This is a genomic window from Vibrio chemaguriensis, assembly GCF_012275705.1.
GTDB classification, from domain to species: domain Bacteria; phylum Pseudomonadota; class Gammaproteobacteria; order Enterobacterales; family Vibrionaceae; genus Vibrio; species Vibrio diabolicus.
Genome location: NZ_SHOE01000020.1, coordinates 1 through 16,348 on the forward strand (window position 1 = coordinate 1; position 16,348 = coordinate 16,348).

Annotated in this window: 15 protein-coding genes; 8 read left to right on the forward strand and 7 right to left on the reverse strand. The window is 46.7% G+C overall.

Features of this window, described 5'->3' with window-relative positions; genetic code table 11:
* Positions 1–195: 195 nt before the first annotated feature.
* From hemG to EX191_RS17190, 3 genes are read right to left on the reverse strand one after another with little or no spacing between them, the layout of a single operon-like run.
* Complete coding sequence (gene hemG, locus EX191_RS17180; RefSeq protein WP_193448135.1) at positions 196–723, reverse strand: menaquinone-dependent protoporphyrinogen IX dehydrogenase; 528 nt, start codon at positions 721–723, stop codon at positions 196–198.
* A gap of 9 nt (positions 724–732) precedes the next feature.
* Positions 733–2,190 carry a TrkH family potassium uptake protein gene (locus EX191_RS17185; protein ID WP_006743175.1) on the reverse strand — a complete coding sequence of 486 codons (1,458 nt, stop codon included), beginning with the start codon at positions 2,188–2,190 and terminating at the stop codon, positions 733–735.
* A 46-nt stretch (positions 2,191–2,236) separates the two neighbouring features.
* A complete protein-coding gene (locus tag EX191_RS17190; RefSeq protein WP_193448136.1) occupies positions 2,237–2,860 on the reverse strand; it encodes a YigZ family protein in 624 nt (207 codons plus the stop codon).
* Between the two features lie 261 nt (positions 2,861–3,121).
* Here EX191_RS17190 and fadB point away from each other — a divergent pair, with 261 nt between their 5' ends.
* The 3 genes from fadB to acuI all read left to right on the forward strand — a co-directional run bounded on the left by fadB (position 3,122) and on the right by acuI (position 7,745).
* The gene (gene fadB, locus EX191_RS17195; RefSeq protein WP_193448137.1) at positions 3,122–5,293 is read left to right on the forward strand and encodes a fatty acid oxidation complex subunit alpha FadB; all 2,172 of its coding nucleotides are present in this window, start codon (positions 3,122–3,124) and stop codon (positions 5,291–5,293) included.
* 14 nt (positions 5,294–5,307) lie between these two features.
* A complete protein-coding gene (gene fadA / locus EX191_RS17200; RefSeq protein ID WP_006743176.1) occupies positions 5,308–6,483 on the forward strand; it encodes an acetyl-CoA C-acyltransferase FadA in 1,176 nt (391 codons plus the stop codon).
* Between the two features lie 281 nt (positions 6,484–6,764).
* Positions 6,765–7,745 carry an acrylyl-CoA reductase (NADPH) gene (gene acuI, locus EX191_RS17205; RefSeq protein ID WP_085344399.1) on the forward strand — a complete coding sequence of 327 codons (981 nt, stop codon included), beginning with the start codon at positions 6,765–6,767 and terminating at the stop codon, positions 7,743–7,745.
* A 51-nt stretch (positions 7,746–7,796) separates the two neighbouring features.
* On the opposite strand, the gene EX191_RS17210 is transcribed toward acuI, so the two are convergent.
* Positions 7,797–8,741, reverse strand: a complete 945-nt coding sequence (locus EX191_RS17210) for a LysR family transcriptional regulator (RefSeq protein ID WP_005378881.1) — start codon at positions 8,739–8,741, stop codon at positions 7,797–7,799.
* 166 nt (positions 8,742–8,907) lie between these two features.
* Positions 8,908–9,090, reverse strand: a complete 183-nt coding sequence (locus EX191_RS17215) for a hypothetical protein (RefSeq protein ID WP_005394131.1) — start codon at positions 9,088–9,090, stop codon at positions 8,908–8,910.
* A gap of 133 nt (positions 9,091–9,223) precedes the next feature.
* Between EX191_RS17215 and tusA the strand changes: the two genes are divergently transcribed.
* Positions 9,224–9,472 (forward strand): sulfurtransferase TusA, encoded by a 249-nt coding sequence (gene tusA / locus EX191_RS17220; protein WP_005394130.1) that lies wholly within the window; start codon positions 9,224–9,226, stop codon positions 9,470–9,472.
* Between the two features lie 42 nt (positions 9,473–9,514).
* Here tusA and EX191_RS17225 read toward each other — a convergent pair whose 3' ends face one another.
* Positions 9,515–9,775, reverse strand: a complete 261-nt coding sequence (locus EX191_RS17225) for a hypothetical protein (protein ID WP_031780377.1) — start codon at positions 9,773–9,775, stop codon at positions 9,515–9,517.
* A gap of 206 nt (positions 9,776–9,981) precedes the next feature.
* A complete protein-coding gene (locus EX191_RS17230; RefSeq protein ID WP_012841256.1) occupies positions 9,982–10,536 on the reverse strand; it encodes a TMEM165/GDT1 family protein in 555 nt (184 codons plus the stop codon).
* 162 nt (positions 10,537–10,698) lie between these two features.
* Between EX191_RS17230 and EX191_RS17235 the strand changes: the two genes are divergently transcribed.
* The 4 genes from EX191_RS17235 to EX191_RS17250 all read left to right on the forward strand — a co-directional run bounded on the left by EX191_RS17235 (position 10,699) and on the right by EX191_RS17250 (position 16,320).
* Complete coding sequence (locus EX191_RS17235) at positions 10,699–10,842, forward strand: hypothetical protein (protein ID WP_012841258.1); 144 nt, start codon at positions 10,699–10,701, stop codon at positions 10,840–10,842.
* 178 nt (positions 10,843–11,020) lie between these two features.
* Positions 11,021–11,938, forward strand: coding sequence for a glycine--tRNA ligase subunit alpha (gene glyQ / locus EX191_RS17240; protein ID WP_006743179.1), 918 nt, complete (start codon positions 11,021–11,023; stop codon positions 11,936–11,938).
* Positions 11,939–11,950: 12 nt separating this feature from the next.
* Entirely contained in the window at positions 11,951–14,017 is a 2,067-nt protein-coding gene (gene glyS / locus EX191_RS17245) for a glycine--tRNA ligase subunit beta (RefSeq protein WP_193448138.1), read from the forward strand.
* A gap of 218 nt (positions 14,018–14,235) precedes the next feature.
* A complete protein-coding gene (locus EX191_RS17250) occupies positions 14,236–16,320 on the forward strand; it encodes an alpha-amylase (RefSeq protein WP_193448139.1) in 2,085 nt (694 codons plus the stop codon).
* The last annotated feature ends 28 nt before the right edge of the window (positions 16,321–16,348 follow it).

Below are 16,348 nucleotides of genomic sequence, written 5' to 3' on the forward strand. Positions count from 1 at the left end.
ACTTTCTTCAAGCGTTTCCGCTTGGCTAATTTGGCTTGCTAACCTCGACTTCGTTTCTTTCGAAGCGTTGCCGTGTCAGCGAGGTGGCATTATAGAGATTGCGATCACATTGGCAAGCCCTTTTTCACGTTTTTTTTGATTTTTTTATCGTTCGGATAAATTTGCATCAAAAGCGGTCAAAAGAGCACGTTATTTCTACAGTTCTCTGAATTTATCTGCGAAAAGAGCCACTTTTTCCCAATTGGTGTATTCCACTTCTTTGGTCGTATCGGTTTCGCCACCTGTCATCGACATAATGAACCTAATCATAGTTCTGTCGAACCAGCCGTAACGTGGGTAATAAAGTGCACCAGCAAAAACACCGATTAGCGTTGGTTTCCAAGGCGACTTAATTAGGAACTTGCGAATGTAGGCACTACCTTCAGGTGTATCCTTTCCTTGGTCCTCTTTACGAGCGGTTAGGTTTACGCAGAAAAATGCCACTTTATTTTGCTCCAATTGATTGAGGTTTCGCTCAATAAACTGGTATAGCTTTTTATTAAGATGGCCATAGCGAATAGAGGCGCCTATCAATACTCTGTCGTATTGGCTGAAGTCAATCGTCTCGACATTATGTAAATCCAACAGCTCACAATCGAAGTCTGGAAGTTGTTCATCTATATAGTGAAGAATTTTTTTAGTCTGCCCTTCGCGGGAAGAGTATAGAAATAATGCTTTTGCCACGATTTCCCCTTAGCTACGCCAAAACGTCGGCGTAAGTAGAATAAGTAAGGTAAAGATTTCCAAACGACCAAACAACATAGAAACAATCAATACCCATTTTGCTTTGTCGTTAACATCACCAAAGTGAAGCGCCACTTCTCCCAAGCCAGGACCGAGGTTGTTCAGAGTCGCAGCCACCGCCGAGAACGCACTTAACTCGTCCATCCCTGTAGCAATCAAGCCCAACATACAAACCACAAATACCAATGCGTATGCGGAGAAGAAGCCCCAAACCGCATCAACAACACGTTGCGGTAGGGCACTGCCACCTACTTTGATGGTGTAAACCGCGCGTGGATGGACTAAACGTTTTAGTTCACGCGCACCTTGTAAGGTAAGAAGCAGGATACGGATCACTTTCATGCCGCCGCCTGTTGAACCAGCACAACCACCTATAAAGGAAGAGAACAATAACAGCACAGGTAAGAAGAGCGGCCAATCCGCAAAACCTGTTGTCGTAAAGCCCGCTGTTGTGGATATTGATACGGTTTGGAACAGAGCCTGATCGAAAGCATCGTATGTCGATGTGTAAGAGTGATGTTTCAGTAATAATAGAAAGCAAATGACAAAGAGCAGCACTTGAATAAACAAGAAGGCGCGAAACTCAGGATCTTTCCAGTAATACTTGGGATGTACACCACCTGATGCAAATGCAGCAAAGTGCAGCGTGTAGTTACATGCAGATATAAGCAGAAAAACCACCGTAATCAGGTTAATCGCGTAACTATCAAAGTATCCAATGCTGGCATCGTGGGTAGAGAAGCCACCAATGGCAATGGTGGAAAAGCTGTGACTGATGGCGTCAAATGGCGTCATACCAGCTAACCAAAAAGCCGAAGCACAGGCGATAGTCAGGCTCAAATAGATGTACCAAAGCGCCTTAGCAGTTTCTGCTATGCGCGGAGTCACTTTAGTGTCCTTGACTGGACCAGGGATCTCGGCGCGGTAAAGCTGCATACCACCAATGCCAAGTACTGGCAAAATCGCCACTGCTAATACGATGATTCCCATACCGCCAAACCACTGCAATAACTGTCGATAGAATAGAATTGCTTTAGGTAACTCATCCAAACCAACAATAACGGTCGCCCCAGTCGTAGTGAGAGCAGAAAATGATTCAAAAAACGCATCCGTGACTGAAACGTTCGGGTTGTCAGCTATTAGAAAGGGGATCGAGCCTGCGCTGCCAAGTACTGTCCAGAACAGAACGACAATAAGAAAGCCATCGCGAGCTTTAAGCTCGTGCTTATACCTGCGGTTTGGGTACCAACAAACGGCCCCGCAAAACAGCAGAACAAAAAATGTCGTGACAAAAGGCACACCTGCACCATCTCGATAAATCAGCGCAACGAGTGCTGGCGCAAGCATAGTGACACTAAAAAGTGCGAGCAGTAGCCCGACGATTCGAATAATTGAACGAAATTGCATGGATAAATTGACTAGCGAAGCTGTCCCTGTTGCTTCCTGTTTTTCATTATTGTCCGTCTAGCGGAGTGACAATTGCCTTTGCCCCGCTTTTATTGATGATTGCTTGGGTAAACGCGCTCACTTCTCGAAGCTCAATTTCCACCACTAATACGACCTGATCGCTGTATTCAGCCTCGACTTCTACCGCACCAAATTGCGGCATGATTGACTGTGCGATCGGCATAAACCCATAGTCTAACGTTAGTCTGAGCTTTGTGGTTATTTTTTTCTCAATAGTTTGAAGCAGCTTGAGCGCTTGTTGTACCCCACCCCCATACGCTTTAACCAAGCCGCCTGTACCTAACTTGATTCCACCAGAGTATCGCGTGACCACTGCCGTGATTTCCCCCACCCCAGAGCCAGACAGCTGCGCCAGGATCGGTTTGCCTGCAGTTCCGGACGGCTCCCCATCATCACTAAAGCCCCATTTCATTGAATCTTCCGGGCGACCAGCAACAAAGCCCCAACAGTTATGTCTGGCATCAGCGTGTTTAGCTTTGATTTGATCAACAAATGCTTTTGCAGCTTCGATACTTGGCGTGTGTGCCAAATAAGTAATGAAGACGCTCTTTTTAATTTCTTCTTCAAATTGAGCGGGCTCTGCTGGAATCAGATAAGGCTTGTCATTCATAGGATTATGGATTCAGGTCTATTTGCCTGAAGTCTATCACGAGTGTGATTTACCCGTCGCATAAGATCTGCCACAGCGCACAATGTTAAACACTTGTTTAAAAAATGTATTGAAATTAGACAATCCACGATCCAAACTAACTTTACTGGTCAAACCAGAACAAAAATAAAACGACTTCCTCGATACCTATTTGCCGAGGTACACGGCGTCGTTGAAATAGGTATACAGACAATCCACGATTGTATGTCATGGAGATAGACAATGATTTACCAAGCCGAAACCCTACAGGTAAAGGAAATACAAGATGGTATTGCAGAGCTAAGCTTCTGCTCTCCAAAATCCGTCAACAAACTCGACCTAGCGACATTAGAATCGCTAGATAAAGCTCTTGATGCGCTCATTGCCCATCAAGGCCTCAAGGGGTTGTTGCTCACTTCAGATAAAGACGCATTCATTGTAGGCGCAGACATTACCGAGTTTTTAGGTTTGTTTGCTAAAACGGATGCCGAGCTCGACCAATGGCTGCAATTTGCTAACAGCATCTTTAACAAACTAGAAGACTTACCCGTTCCGACCATCTCAGTGATCAAAGGCCACGCTCTTGGTGGCGGTTGTGAATGTGTGCTAGCAACAGACATGCGTATTGGTGACAAAACCACCAGCATCGGCCTACCAGAAACGAAACTGGGAATCATGCCGGGCTTTGGTGGTTGTGTACGCTTACCTCGCGTTATTGGCGCAGACAGCGCAATGGAAATCATCACCCAAGGCAAAGCATGCCGAGCTGATGAAGCATTGAAAATTGGCTTACTCGATGCTGTTGTAGAGACTGATGCTTTATACGAATCAGCACTACAAACTCTTAACTCTGCAATTAATGAAAAACTTGACTGGCAAGCACGCCGAGCACAGAAAACATCTCCGCTAACGCTGAGTAAGCTAGAATCGATGATGAGCTTCACCATGGCGAAAGGTCTAGTAGCACAGAAAGCTGGTCCTCACTACCCTGCCCCAATGACAGCCGTTATCACGATTGAAGAAGGTGCTCGCTTTGCACGTAATGAAGCGTTAGACATTGAACGTAAGCACTTCGTGAAATTGGCTAAATCGGAAGAAGCAAAATCACTGGTTGGCCTATTCCTTAACGATCAATACATCAAAGGCATTGCGAAAAAAGCAGCGAAGTCAGCAAGTAAAGACACGCAACGTGCAGCCGTATTAGGTGCAGGTATCATGGGTGGCGGCATTGCTTACCAATCAGCGCTAAAAGGTGTGCCTGTCTTAATGAAAGACATCGCACAAGCGTCGCTCGACCTAGGCATGACTGAAGCATCTAAGCTGCTGAATAAACGCTTATCTCGCGGTCGCATTGATGGCTTTAAGATGGCGGGTATTTTAGCGTCAATCACACCGAGCCTACATTACGCAGGTATTGAAAACTCTGATGTGATTGTTGAAGCTGTCGTTGAAAATCCGAAAGTAAAAGCGGCGGTTTTGAGTGAAGTCGAATCCCATGTCGGTGACGACACCGTTATCACCTCAAACACCTCGACGATTCCTATCAACCTATTGGCAAAATCACTAAAACGCCCAGAAAACTTCTGTGGTATGCACTTCTTCAACCCAGTGCATCGTATGCCTCTTGTTGAGATCATCCGTGGTGAGCACACCTCTGATGAAACCATCAATCGTGTTGTGGCGTATGCTGCGAAAATGGGCAAATCACCAATTGTCGTTAATGACTGCCCAGGGTTCTTCGTTAACCGCGTATTGTTCCCATACTTTGGCGGCTTCAGCATGCTACTTCGTGATGGTGCTGACTTTACGAAAATCGACAAAGTCATGGAGCGTAAGTTTGGCTGGCCGATGGGACCGGCGTACTTGCTTGACGTAGTCGGCATTGATACCGCGCACCACGCACAAGCTGTGATGGCAGAGGGTTTCCCTGAGCGTATGGGTAAACAAGGTCGTGATGCGATTGATGCACTATTCGAAGCAGACAAATATGGTCAGAAGAATGGTAATGGCTTCTACAGCTACACCATAGATAAAAAAGGTAAGCCGAAGAAAACCTTCTCTGAAGCGATCTTACCAGTACTTGCTGACGTTTGTGCCGATAAGCAGGACTTTGACGATGAGACCATCATTCAACGTATGATGATTCCAATGATCAACGAAGTTGTGCTGTGCCTTCAAGAAGGCATCATCGCTACTCCGCAGGAAGCAGACATGGCATTGGTTTATGGTCTTGGTTTCCCTCCATTCCGCGGTGGCGTATTCCGCTACCTAGACAGCGTGGGTATTGCTGAATACGTTGAAATGGCAAAACAACACGCCGAGCTAGGTGCGATGTACCAAGTACCGCAAATGCTGATTGATATGGCGGCGAAAGGTGAAAGCTTTTACGGTGCACAACAGCAAGGTTCTATCTAAGGAGGGATTCTAAAATGACTAATCAAACAAGAAATGTTGTCGTAGTCGATTGTCTACGTACTCCAATGGGTCGCTCTAAAGGTGGTGCTTTCCGTCATACACGAGCAGAAGATCTATCCGCGCGCCTAATGAAAGGCATTCTTGCGCGTAACCCACAAGTGAACCCAAGCGAGATTGAAGACATCTACTGGGGCTGTGTACAACAAACACTAGAGCAAGGCTTTAACGTTGCACGTAATGCCGCGCTACTCGCGGGCCTGCCGATTGAAATTGGCGCTGTAACGGTTAACCGTTTGTGTGGCTCATCCATGCAAGCGCTGCATGACGGTACACGTGCCATCATGACTGGCGATGCTGAAATCTGCCTAATTGGTGGCGTTGAGCACATGGGGCATGTGCCAATGAACCACGGTGTAGACTTCCACCCAGGTATGTCAAAGAACGTAGCAAAAGCTGCGGGCATGATGGGCTTAACGGCTGAAATGCTTGGTAAATTACATGGCATTAGCCGTGAGCAACAAGACGAGTTTGCTGCACGTTCTCACGCTCGTGCGCACGCAGCAACCGTAGAGGGTCGTTTTAAAAACGAAATTCTACCAATTGAAGGCCACGCAGCAGACGGCACACTGTTCACTCTGGATTACGACGAAGTGATTCGCCCTGAAACATCCGTTGAAGGTCTGTCTCAGCTTCGCCCTGTTTTCGATCCAGCAAACGGTACAGTAACAGCCGGTACATCATCGGCTCTGTCTGATGGTGCATCAGCGATGTTGATCATGAGCGAAGAGAAAGCCAACGAGCTTGGCTTGAAGATTCGTGCACGTATCAAAGGCATGGCCATTGCGGGCTGCGATCCATCCATCATGGGTTACGGTCCGGTACCGGCGACGAAAAAAGCGCTCAAGCGTGCCGGTCTTTCAATTGAAGACATGGATGTGGTTGAGCTAAACGAAGCATTTGCAGCGCAGTCTCTGCCGTGTGCTAAAGACTTAGGTCTGCTTGATGTGATGGATGAGAAGGTCAACCTTAACGGTGGTGCGATAGCATTGGGTCATCCACTAGGCTGTTCTGGTTCACGCATCTCAACAACGTTGATCAACCTAATGGAAGCGAAAGATGCGAAATATGGTCTGGCCACTATGTGTATCGGTTTGGGTCAGGGTATAGCGACCGTATTTGAGAGGCCTTAACGCTTGAGGTGAAGTAGGCTCAAAACGACGATGGTCGTAGTGATCTACTCAACAACCAGCATGAAATGAATAAATACTAAAATAATTTAGTATTACACTTAAGGGCGACATCAGATGTCGCCCTTTGTTTTACGCCAAACACAGTAAATATGCATACAAAGCATACATAAAATGAGTAACTTTCATTTTATTCATAGATAGAGAAGACATAGACTTATAGACAGTTAATATCTTGCTGTATGTGGCAACTGAGTCACGCTAACGCAATTTCGGAGAACCTTATGTTTAATGCTCTAGTTCTAAACCAAGAAGACAAACGCACTATCGCTAGTATCGAGCAAATCGATGAAACACAACTGCCGGAAGGTGACGTTCTGGTTGAAGTCGATTACTCATCGTTGAATTACAAAGATGGTTTGGCGATCACAGGTAAAGGTAAAATCATCCGTAACTTCCCGATGGTACCTGGCATTGATCTAGCGGGTACGGTTGTAAGTTCTGAAGATTCGCGTTACCAAGCTGGTGACAAAGTGGTCTTAACTGGCTGGGGCGTGGGTGAAAACCATTGGGGTGGCATGGCTCAACGTGCTCGTCTAAAAGCGGATTGGCTAGTGCCACTACCAAAAGGTCTAGACAGCAAAAAAGCAATGATGGTTGGTACTGCTGGCTTCACTGGTATGCTATGTGTTCAAGCACTGCTTGATGCAGGCATCAAACCTGAAGCTGGTGAAATCCTAGTAACGGGCGCAAGTGGCGGCGTAGGCTCGGTTGCAGTAACGCTCCTAGCACAGCTTGGCTACAAAGTTGCTGCAGTGACAGGACGTGTAGAGACAAACGGCCCGCTACTTGAAAAACTAGGTGCTAGCCGCATCATCGACCGTACTGAATTTGAGGAACCAGCACGTCCACTTGAAAAGCAAGTATGGGCAGGTGCGGTAGATACCGTCGGCAGCAAAGTACTAGCAAAAGTACTGGCGCAAATGGATTACAACAGTGCAGTCGCCGCTTGTGGTCTTGCAGGTGGTTTTGATCTACCAACTACAGTGATGCCGTTCATCCTACGTAACGTTCGTCTACAAGGTGTGGACTCAGTAATGTGTCCAACAGAGAAACGCATCGCAGCATGGGAAAAACTGGTTGAACTACTACCAGACAGCTATTTCGAGCAAGCGTGTACTGAAGTAGAACTAGCAGAAGCACCAAAATACGCAGAAGACATCACCAACGGTCAAGTAACAGGTCGTGTGGTTATCAAGCTATAAACACTGACTCAGCGTAAACAAACGAAGAGCCGGCATTGCTGGCTCTTTTTGTTAGCAGTTTAGTCCCATATCTTCGATACGCTTAGCTATTAGACGGCTACATTCTTCACGCACAATCGTTCTTAACCATTCTTGAGCAGGAGAATGCTCGCAACGCGCATGCCAAATCATCGAATACTCAAATGGAGTAAATTGGAATGGTAATGGTTTCACCACCAAGTCATAACGCTCGGCAACCAGATACGCCAAGTCCGCTGGCACTGTGATGATAATTGGCAAGGTATCCATGATCGCCAATGCGGCTTCTAAATGATAAGCCCGCAGAACCATTTTACGCTTAGGTTTCTCCATCAAAGCTTGTTCGATCAGTGCCTTAACACCATCACTGATGGCGATCATGGCATGTGGATGACTCAGATAATCATCCAAGCTCATTTCTTTATCCGCTAATGGATGCTGTTTTGAAAGCATACACAGCACCCCCACTCGCCCCAACACTTCACTGCGTAGCGGCTCCACCGGACCTGTCGGGCGACAAATCGCTAAGTCTGCACCTTCATAAGTGAGCTGATCTGATAAACGGTCGTGTTGCAGTGGTAAGAAGTTAAAAGACACGTTTGGCGCTTCTTGGTAAATTCTCGGCAAAGCAAACGGCAGAATGGTTTGCATGGCATAGTCGGTGGTCACGATGTTAAAAGTCTGTACGCATTGCAATGGGTCAAACTCAACCGGAGATAACAACTGACGTAAAGACTCTAATGGCTCGCCTAATGAGCGATCGATCTCTAACGCTTTCTGAGTTGGGATCAAATGCTGCCCCTGACGAGTAAACAGCGGGTCTCCCAATAAGTCACGCAGACGACCAAGCACACGACTCATTGCCGATTGACTCAAATTCAGACGTGTTGCCGCCTTACTGACACTGTTTTCTTCTATCAGTACTCGCAACGCAACCAGTAAATTTAAATCTCGGCGATAGATGTCTTCCAGTTCCACGAATTAGCCACTTATTTTGTATGTGTTTGGGTAAATTGTACTCTTCAGGCAAAAAAAATCCCGCCTTTCAGCGGGGAAGCCCAAGAAAAATGGGGATAGTGTCGGAATGAAGTGTCGGTAAAAATAGGTGAGCGTTATTAAAGTATTCTGATCGAAGCAAAAAGCGCTAATTTTCTTGCTCAGATGCACCTGACCATTTGCGCATCTCGATCCAAATCCCAATAATAGTGGCAACCATGCCTACAAGAGGCATCAAAGAGGTGTCAGCTGGCGTTCTGAGTACCAAAGCACAAAACGAGATAAAACAAAGTACGGAGTAAATCGTAAGTCTGTCTAACGCTGTTAACATTGCCTCTCCCTTACCAGTTGTTACCAAATTGTTAATTTAAGGTAAAACAAAAAATTCCGTTTGCCAAGTGGTTATTGAATATTTTTTCAACGAACGTAGAATTCACCGCTAAGTTAGTTACGAGAATCACACTATGAGCTTTAATCCTGAACTGGCAACAAAGACATTAGAGGCGGAAGGACTGCGCTGCCCAGAGCCAGTGATGATGGTCAGGAAGACAATTCGCAACATGCAAGATGGTGAGATTTTGCTGGTCAAAGCAGATGACCCATCCACAACTCGAGACATTCCGAGTTTCTGCCGTTTTATGGATCACCAATTAATTGCAGCACAAACGGAGCAAGTTCCGTATCAGTACCTGATCAAGAAAGGATTGGAATAATCTGGTCGAATTAAAAACGGCAGCCGATTGGCTGCCGTTTGTTTATTCATCGTATTCGAGTGTGCGAACTTCTGATTGGAGCTTGTTGAGTTGTTTTTTCATTGCCCGCATCTCTTCATGCATAGGAATGATGTGGGCTACGCGAATCCACGCCTCTACTGTTAATCCAGTAAGAACGAACGATCCTGCCACAATCGGCAACCACATATCAGTCAGTACCATCGCTAACAAGCAAAGCGCCAAACCAAAGGTGAATAAATAACTCTGACTCTTTGGGGTCATCCCCATGTAACGTGTAAGCATAAACTTGCCCTCTCGCTATCATTCACACCATTAAACTACCATGACAAGTATGACACTAATATGTCATCCGTCACGCTACGGAGCGATTTTAAGTCAGAGTTTGAGCTACGCCACTAATTCGCTAGTTATTGATTATTTGCATCATTTTAACGATTGTTCGCGGATAACATTTTCCATTTTCAGGCTGCGTTATCCGCCTAAAAACATTAAAAGAAGGCCGCACCAATCGCCAACAACACGAACAAAATAGCGGTGACTTTACGAATCAAACCCAGGGGCATCTTGTCTGCTGAAAGCTTACCAATTAATACCACAGGCACGTTAGCCAACAACATACCAATGGTCGTGCCAAGTATGACCCAACTCAGCGCATCCGCGTATTGCGCGCCTAGGATAGAAGTGGCGATCTGAGTTTTATCACCGATTTCAGCCACAAAGAAAGCAATAAAGCTGGCAATGAAAGGACCTCGGTTTGAAATCTGTTCGTCATCATCCAACTTATCAGGAATCAACACCCAAGCCGCCATCGCGACAAAACTGACCACCAGCACCCACTTTAAAATATCAGGTGATAAATAGTCAGCAACAACCACACCTAACCATGCAGCCAAAGCGTGGTTGGCAATGGTTGCCAAAAAGATTGCTGCAATAATTGGTATTGGTTTGCGGTAACGACTTGCGAGTAATAGAGATAGCAATTGGGTCTTATCGCCAATTTCTGCTAACGCTACAGTAGTAATTGAAATAGCTAAAACGCTCACGACATGCTCATTGGGGCAGGGATTATTATATTTAACCAAAGACAAACCTCACGCCCCTACCCCGGTTCGTGATGATTTGTCTAAGGTCTTGCTAAACTTGAAAGGCTTCAAGTCTCGAACGCCATGGTGATTTTGCACCAATTATGTTGACGGACGAACCAGATGAAACAGAAACTTCATCAGGTAAGCTACTCCCCAAAGACAGGCGCAATTCTAGCCACCTTTGTTGCGCTTCTCAAGAGCCAAAGCAGGCAAAAACTCCCTTTTAAGAAAAATACAGCAGATAACGCGGTAAAAATTCATTAAAGGAGAAAATCGCCCACGAATTAATCAAGATTAGCTCTACTCCCATGCTCAATATCTGGTTATACTAGATTGTTAATTTATTCAACCGTAATTACTCTTTATCGCCGTTGTTAGAGTTGAAAAACTCGGCATAGATGACGAATTAACGAGTAACAAGAGAATCGCGCGAACCTGACTTATGCAAAAATACGATATCAAAACCTTCCAGGGAATGATCCTCGCGCTGCAGGATTATTGGGCTCAAAATGGTTGTACCATTGTTCAACCGCTAGATATGGAAGTGGGTGCGGGTACCTCTCACCCAATGACCTGTCTACGAGCGCTTGGCCCAGAGCCAATGTCGACAGCTTACGTACAACCTTCACGTCGTCCTACTGATGGCCGTTACGGTGAAAACCCTAACCGTCTTCAGCACTACTACCAATTCCAAGTAGCGCTAAAACCATCGCCTGACAATATTCAAGAGTTGTACCTTGGCTCCCTTGAAGTTCTTGGTATTGACCCTCTTGTACACGACATCCGTTTCGTAGAAGACAACTGGGAAAACCCAACACTAGGCGCATGGGGTCTAGGCTGGGAAGTTTGGCTAAACGGCATGGAAGTGACTCAGTTTACTTACTTCCAACAAGTTGGCGGCCTTGAGTGTAAACCAGTCACTGGTGAGATCACTTACGGTATCGAACGTCTAGCAATGTACATCCAAGAAGTAGACTCGGTTTACGACCTAACTTGGAACATCGCGCCAGACGGCAGCAAAGTGACTTACGGTGATATCTTCCACCAAAACGAAGTAGAGCAATCGACTTACAACTTCGAGCACGCAGACGTTGAATTCCTATTTGGTTTCTTCGAGCAGTGTGAGAAAGAGTGTAAAGAGTTGCTTGAGCTTGAAAAGCCACTGCCATTACCTGCTTACGAGCGCATCCTAAAAGCAGGTCACGCATTCAACCTACTAGACGCGCGTAAAGCGATCTCAGTAACTGAGCGTCAGCGTTACATCCTGCGCATTCGCGATCTGACTAAGTCAGTAGCAGAAGCATACTACGCATCGCGTGAAGCTCTTGGCTTCCCAATGTGTAAGAAAGAACAAGCGTAAGGGGTAGAGAACATGGCAAAAGAATTTCTAATCGAGCTAGGTACAGAAGAGCTACCACCAACGCAACTTCGTACGCTAGCTGAAGCATTCGCAGCAAACTTCGAAGCAGAACTAAAAAGCGCTGAGCTTGCTCACGAAGGCGTGAAATGGTTTGCGGCTCCTCGTCGTCTTGCACTTAAAGTCGCGGCACTAGCAGAAAGCCAGTCTGACAAAGTGGTTGAAAAGCGTGGTCCTGCGGTTTCTGCAGCGTTTGACGCGGAAGGCAACCCAACCAAAGCAGCTCAAGGCTGGGCACGCGGTTGTGGTATTTCTGTTGACCAAGCAGAGCGCATGGTTACAGACAAAGGCGAATGGCTACTGTTCAAACAAGAAGTGAAAGGTCAGCCAACGTCTGAGATCGTTGTTGAACTTGCAGCGAAAGCACTAGCAAACCTACCTATCGCAAAACCAATGCGTTGGGGTAACAAAACGACTCAATTTATCCGTCCAGTTAAGACGCTAACCATGCTAATGGGCAGCGACCTAATCGAAGGCGAGATCCTTGGTGTCGCTTCTGACCGCACTATCCGTGGTCACCGCTTCATGGGTGAGCAAGAGTTCACTATCGATTCTGCTGAGCAATACCCTGCGATTCTAGAAGAGCGCGGTAAAGTAATGGCAGATTACGAAGCGCGTAAAGCAATCATCCTAGCTGACGCACAAAAAGCGGCAGCAGCGGTTGGCGGTATCGCTGACCTAGAAGATGACCTAGTAGAAGAAGTCACGTCTCTGGTTGAATGGCCAGTAGTACTTACAGCGAAGTTTGAAGAAGAGTTCCTAAAAGTGCCTTCTGAAGCGTTGGTTTACACCATGAAAGGTGACCAGAAGTACTTCCCTGTTTATGACGAAAACAAGAAGCTACTACCTAACTTCATCTTCGTATCGAACATCGAATCAAAAGAGCCTCGTTACGTAATCGAAGGTAATGAGAAAGTGGTTCGTCCTCGTCTTGCTGACGCAGAATTCTTCTTCAACACAGACCGTAAGCGTCCGCTTATCGACCGTCTGCCTGAGCTAGAACAAGCGATCTTCCAAAAGCAACTGGGCACGATCAAAGACAAAACAGACCGCATCACAGAGCTTGCTGGCTACATTGCTGAGCAAATCGGTGCTGACGTTGAGAAATCAAAGCGTGCTGGTCTACTAGCAAAATGTGACCTAATGACCTCAATGGTATTCGAATTCACGGATACTCAAGGTGTGATGGGTATGCACTACGCTCGCCACGACGGTGAAGCAGAAGAAGTTGCAGTCGCACTGAACGAGCAATACATGCCTCGTTTCGCAGGTGATGAACTGCCATCAAACGGCGTTTCAACCGCAGTTGCAATGGCAGACAAGCTAGACACTATCGTAGGTATCTTCGGTATTGGTCAAGCGCCTAAAGGCAGCGACCCATTCGCACTACGCCGCGCATCTCTAGGTGTACTACGTATCATCGTTGAATACGGCTACAACCTAGATCTTGTTGACCTAGTAGCGAAAGCGAAGTCACTGTTTGGCGACCGCCTAACCAACGACAACGTTGAACAAGACGTTATCGAGTTCATGCTTGGTCGTTTCCGCGCTTGGTACCAAGACGAAGGCTTCAGCGTAGACATCATTCAAGCAGTTCTAGCGCGTCGCCCGACTAAACCAGCAGACTTCGACCAACGAGTTAAAGCGGTTTCTCACTTCCGTGAACTGGAAGCGGCAGAGTCTCTAGCAGCAGCGAACAAACGTGTTGGTAACATCCTAGCGAAATTCGACGGCGAACTAGCAGCAGACATCGACCTAGCACTTCTACAAGAAGACGCAGAGAAAGCACTAGCAGAAAGCGTTGAAGTAATGACGGAAGCACTAGAGCCTGCATTTGCGACCGGTAACTACCAAGAAGCCCTAAACAAGCTAGCAGATCTACGTGAGCCAGTGGATGCGTTCTTCGATAACGTAATGGTAATGGCAGACGACGAAGCACTTAAGAAGAACCGTCTGACATTGCTGAACAACCTGCGTAACCTGTTCTTACAGGTCGCAGATATCTCTGTCCTTCAAAAGTAATTCATTACTGATTCAGAAGTGATTAAGAGATAAGTAAAGGGAAGCGTCGGCTTCCCTTTTTTGTTGTCTTTAAACGGAGATAATCGGTTCTTATTATTCATTTTGTGAACAAGGCAAAAATTTGTAGGGTGAGACACGTTTAACTTGTTGGTGCAGAGCTCGGATTGTAGAGGCTCAGTTTTGCTATAACTGGACTGTTTATTCGGGGGAAGGACACAATGAAAAAAACAATTCTCGCACTCTCTATTGGACTATTGAGCGCCTGCAGCCAGATTCCAGAAAATGCTATCGTACTGAGCGTTGGAGACGATACAGCCGTCTTCGAACCAAACTCTAACGGCTTACTTGTCGCCGAGCAAAAACTCGAAAAAGGCAGCTACACCTTTACCATTGCCGACAGTAATCAAAGCTGTGGAAGTAGTTTTGCTTTGGCAGAAGAAAGCCGCATCAAATTCAATCGTCCATTAAAAATGGATAATTGCGCCACAGATGCCCAAATGCCGCTGCGCATCTTCAAAGCCAACACCTATCAATTTACGCTCAACCCAACCACTAACGAGCTAACTGTTAGGCTCAAACCCAAAAAGAATCAAGACATCACCTACTCTTGCCCTGTCGCAACCAATACGCCAAAAACCATCAACGTTGAGCAAACCTTTAATGATGGCACTGTCGTTCGCGATGCCTTAACCGGACAAGAAACTATAGTTACAGATGGCAGCGTAACCATGCAGCCGGGCCCTATGAGCCAAGGTCTGTTGTTACTAGAAGAGGTTGAGCAACAAGCAGAAAAACCTTTCAGTTGGGACAACGCGACGGTGTACTTCGTCATGACTGACCGCTTCTATAACGGCAACCCAGACAACGACAACAGCTACGGTCGCAGCAAAGACGGGAAATACGAGATTGGTACCTTCCATGGTGGTGACTTAGCGGGTCTGACGAAAAAACTCGATTACATCGAATCACTTGGTGTCAATGCTATCTGGATAACCTCACCACTGGAACAAATCCACGGCTGGGTTGGCGGCGGCGATAAAGGCGACTTTAAGCACTACGGCTACCACGGCTACTACCATCAAGACTGGACCAAGCTTGATGCCAACATGGGTACCGAAGATGAACTCAGAACCTTCGTCGATACCGCTCACAAGAAAGGCATCCGCGTGATTTGGGATGTAGTCATGAACCACACAGGTTATGCGACATTAGCAGACATGCAGGAATTCGGCTTTGGTCAGCTTTACCTAGATGACCAAGAAGCCAAAGAAGTCCTTGGTGAAAAATGGACCGACTGGCAGCCGAAATCAGGACAAAGCTGGCACAGCTTCAACGACTACATCAAATACGGTGATAGCGAAGCGTGGGATAAATGGTGGGGCAAAGATTGGATCCGCACCGACATTGGTGACTACGATGCTCCGGGCTACAACGACATCACCATGTCTTTGAACTACCTACCGGATCTAAAAACCGAATCGACTCAGAAAACCGGACTACCAAACTTCTTCCGCAATAAAGACACCAATGCGCAAGATGAGCTACAAACCCCACGTGAACATCTGATTACGTGGTTATCCGACTGGGTACGCGACTACGGCATTGATGGCTTCCGCGTTGACACGGCCAAACACGTTGAAATGGAAGCGTGGGCAGATCTGAAAGCCAGCACCACCCAAGCGCTTGCCCAGTGGAAGCAAAACAACCCAGATAAAGCCTTGGATGACCTACCTTTCTGGATGACGGGTGAAGTATGGGCGCACAGCGTGGTGAAAAGCCCGTATTTCGATAACGGTTTCGATTCGATCATCAACTTTGAGTTCCAATCCGACGTGGCACCCAAAGCGCTGAAATGCTTTGCGCAACTCGATAGCGATTATCGCCGCTACGCGGAACGTATTAACTCCGATCCTGAGTTCAACGTGTTGAGTTACCTGTCTTCGCACGATACTCAACTGTTTTGGTCGGCACGCAGCCGCAGCTTCGATGACCAAGCACGCGCTGCCAATGCACTAATGCTGACGCCGGGTGCAGTGCAAATCTATTACGGCGATGAGATTGCTCGTGATTTTGGTATTACCGGTTCCGACCCTACTCAAGGTACTCGCTCTGATATGCCATGGGATAAGATTCATGGCGAACGTGAAGACTTGCTGCAACATTGGCAAAAACTCGGCGAGTTCCGTCAACGCCACCCAGCGGTTGCGCAAGGCAAACACATCACTCGCAATCAAGAAGAGTATTACGCGTTCGAGCGCCAATACCACGACGACAAAGTGCTGATCGTCTACACTGGCGAATAGCCGATTCACTCCACCAGCAAGGGAAGCA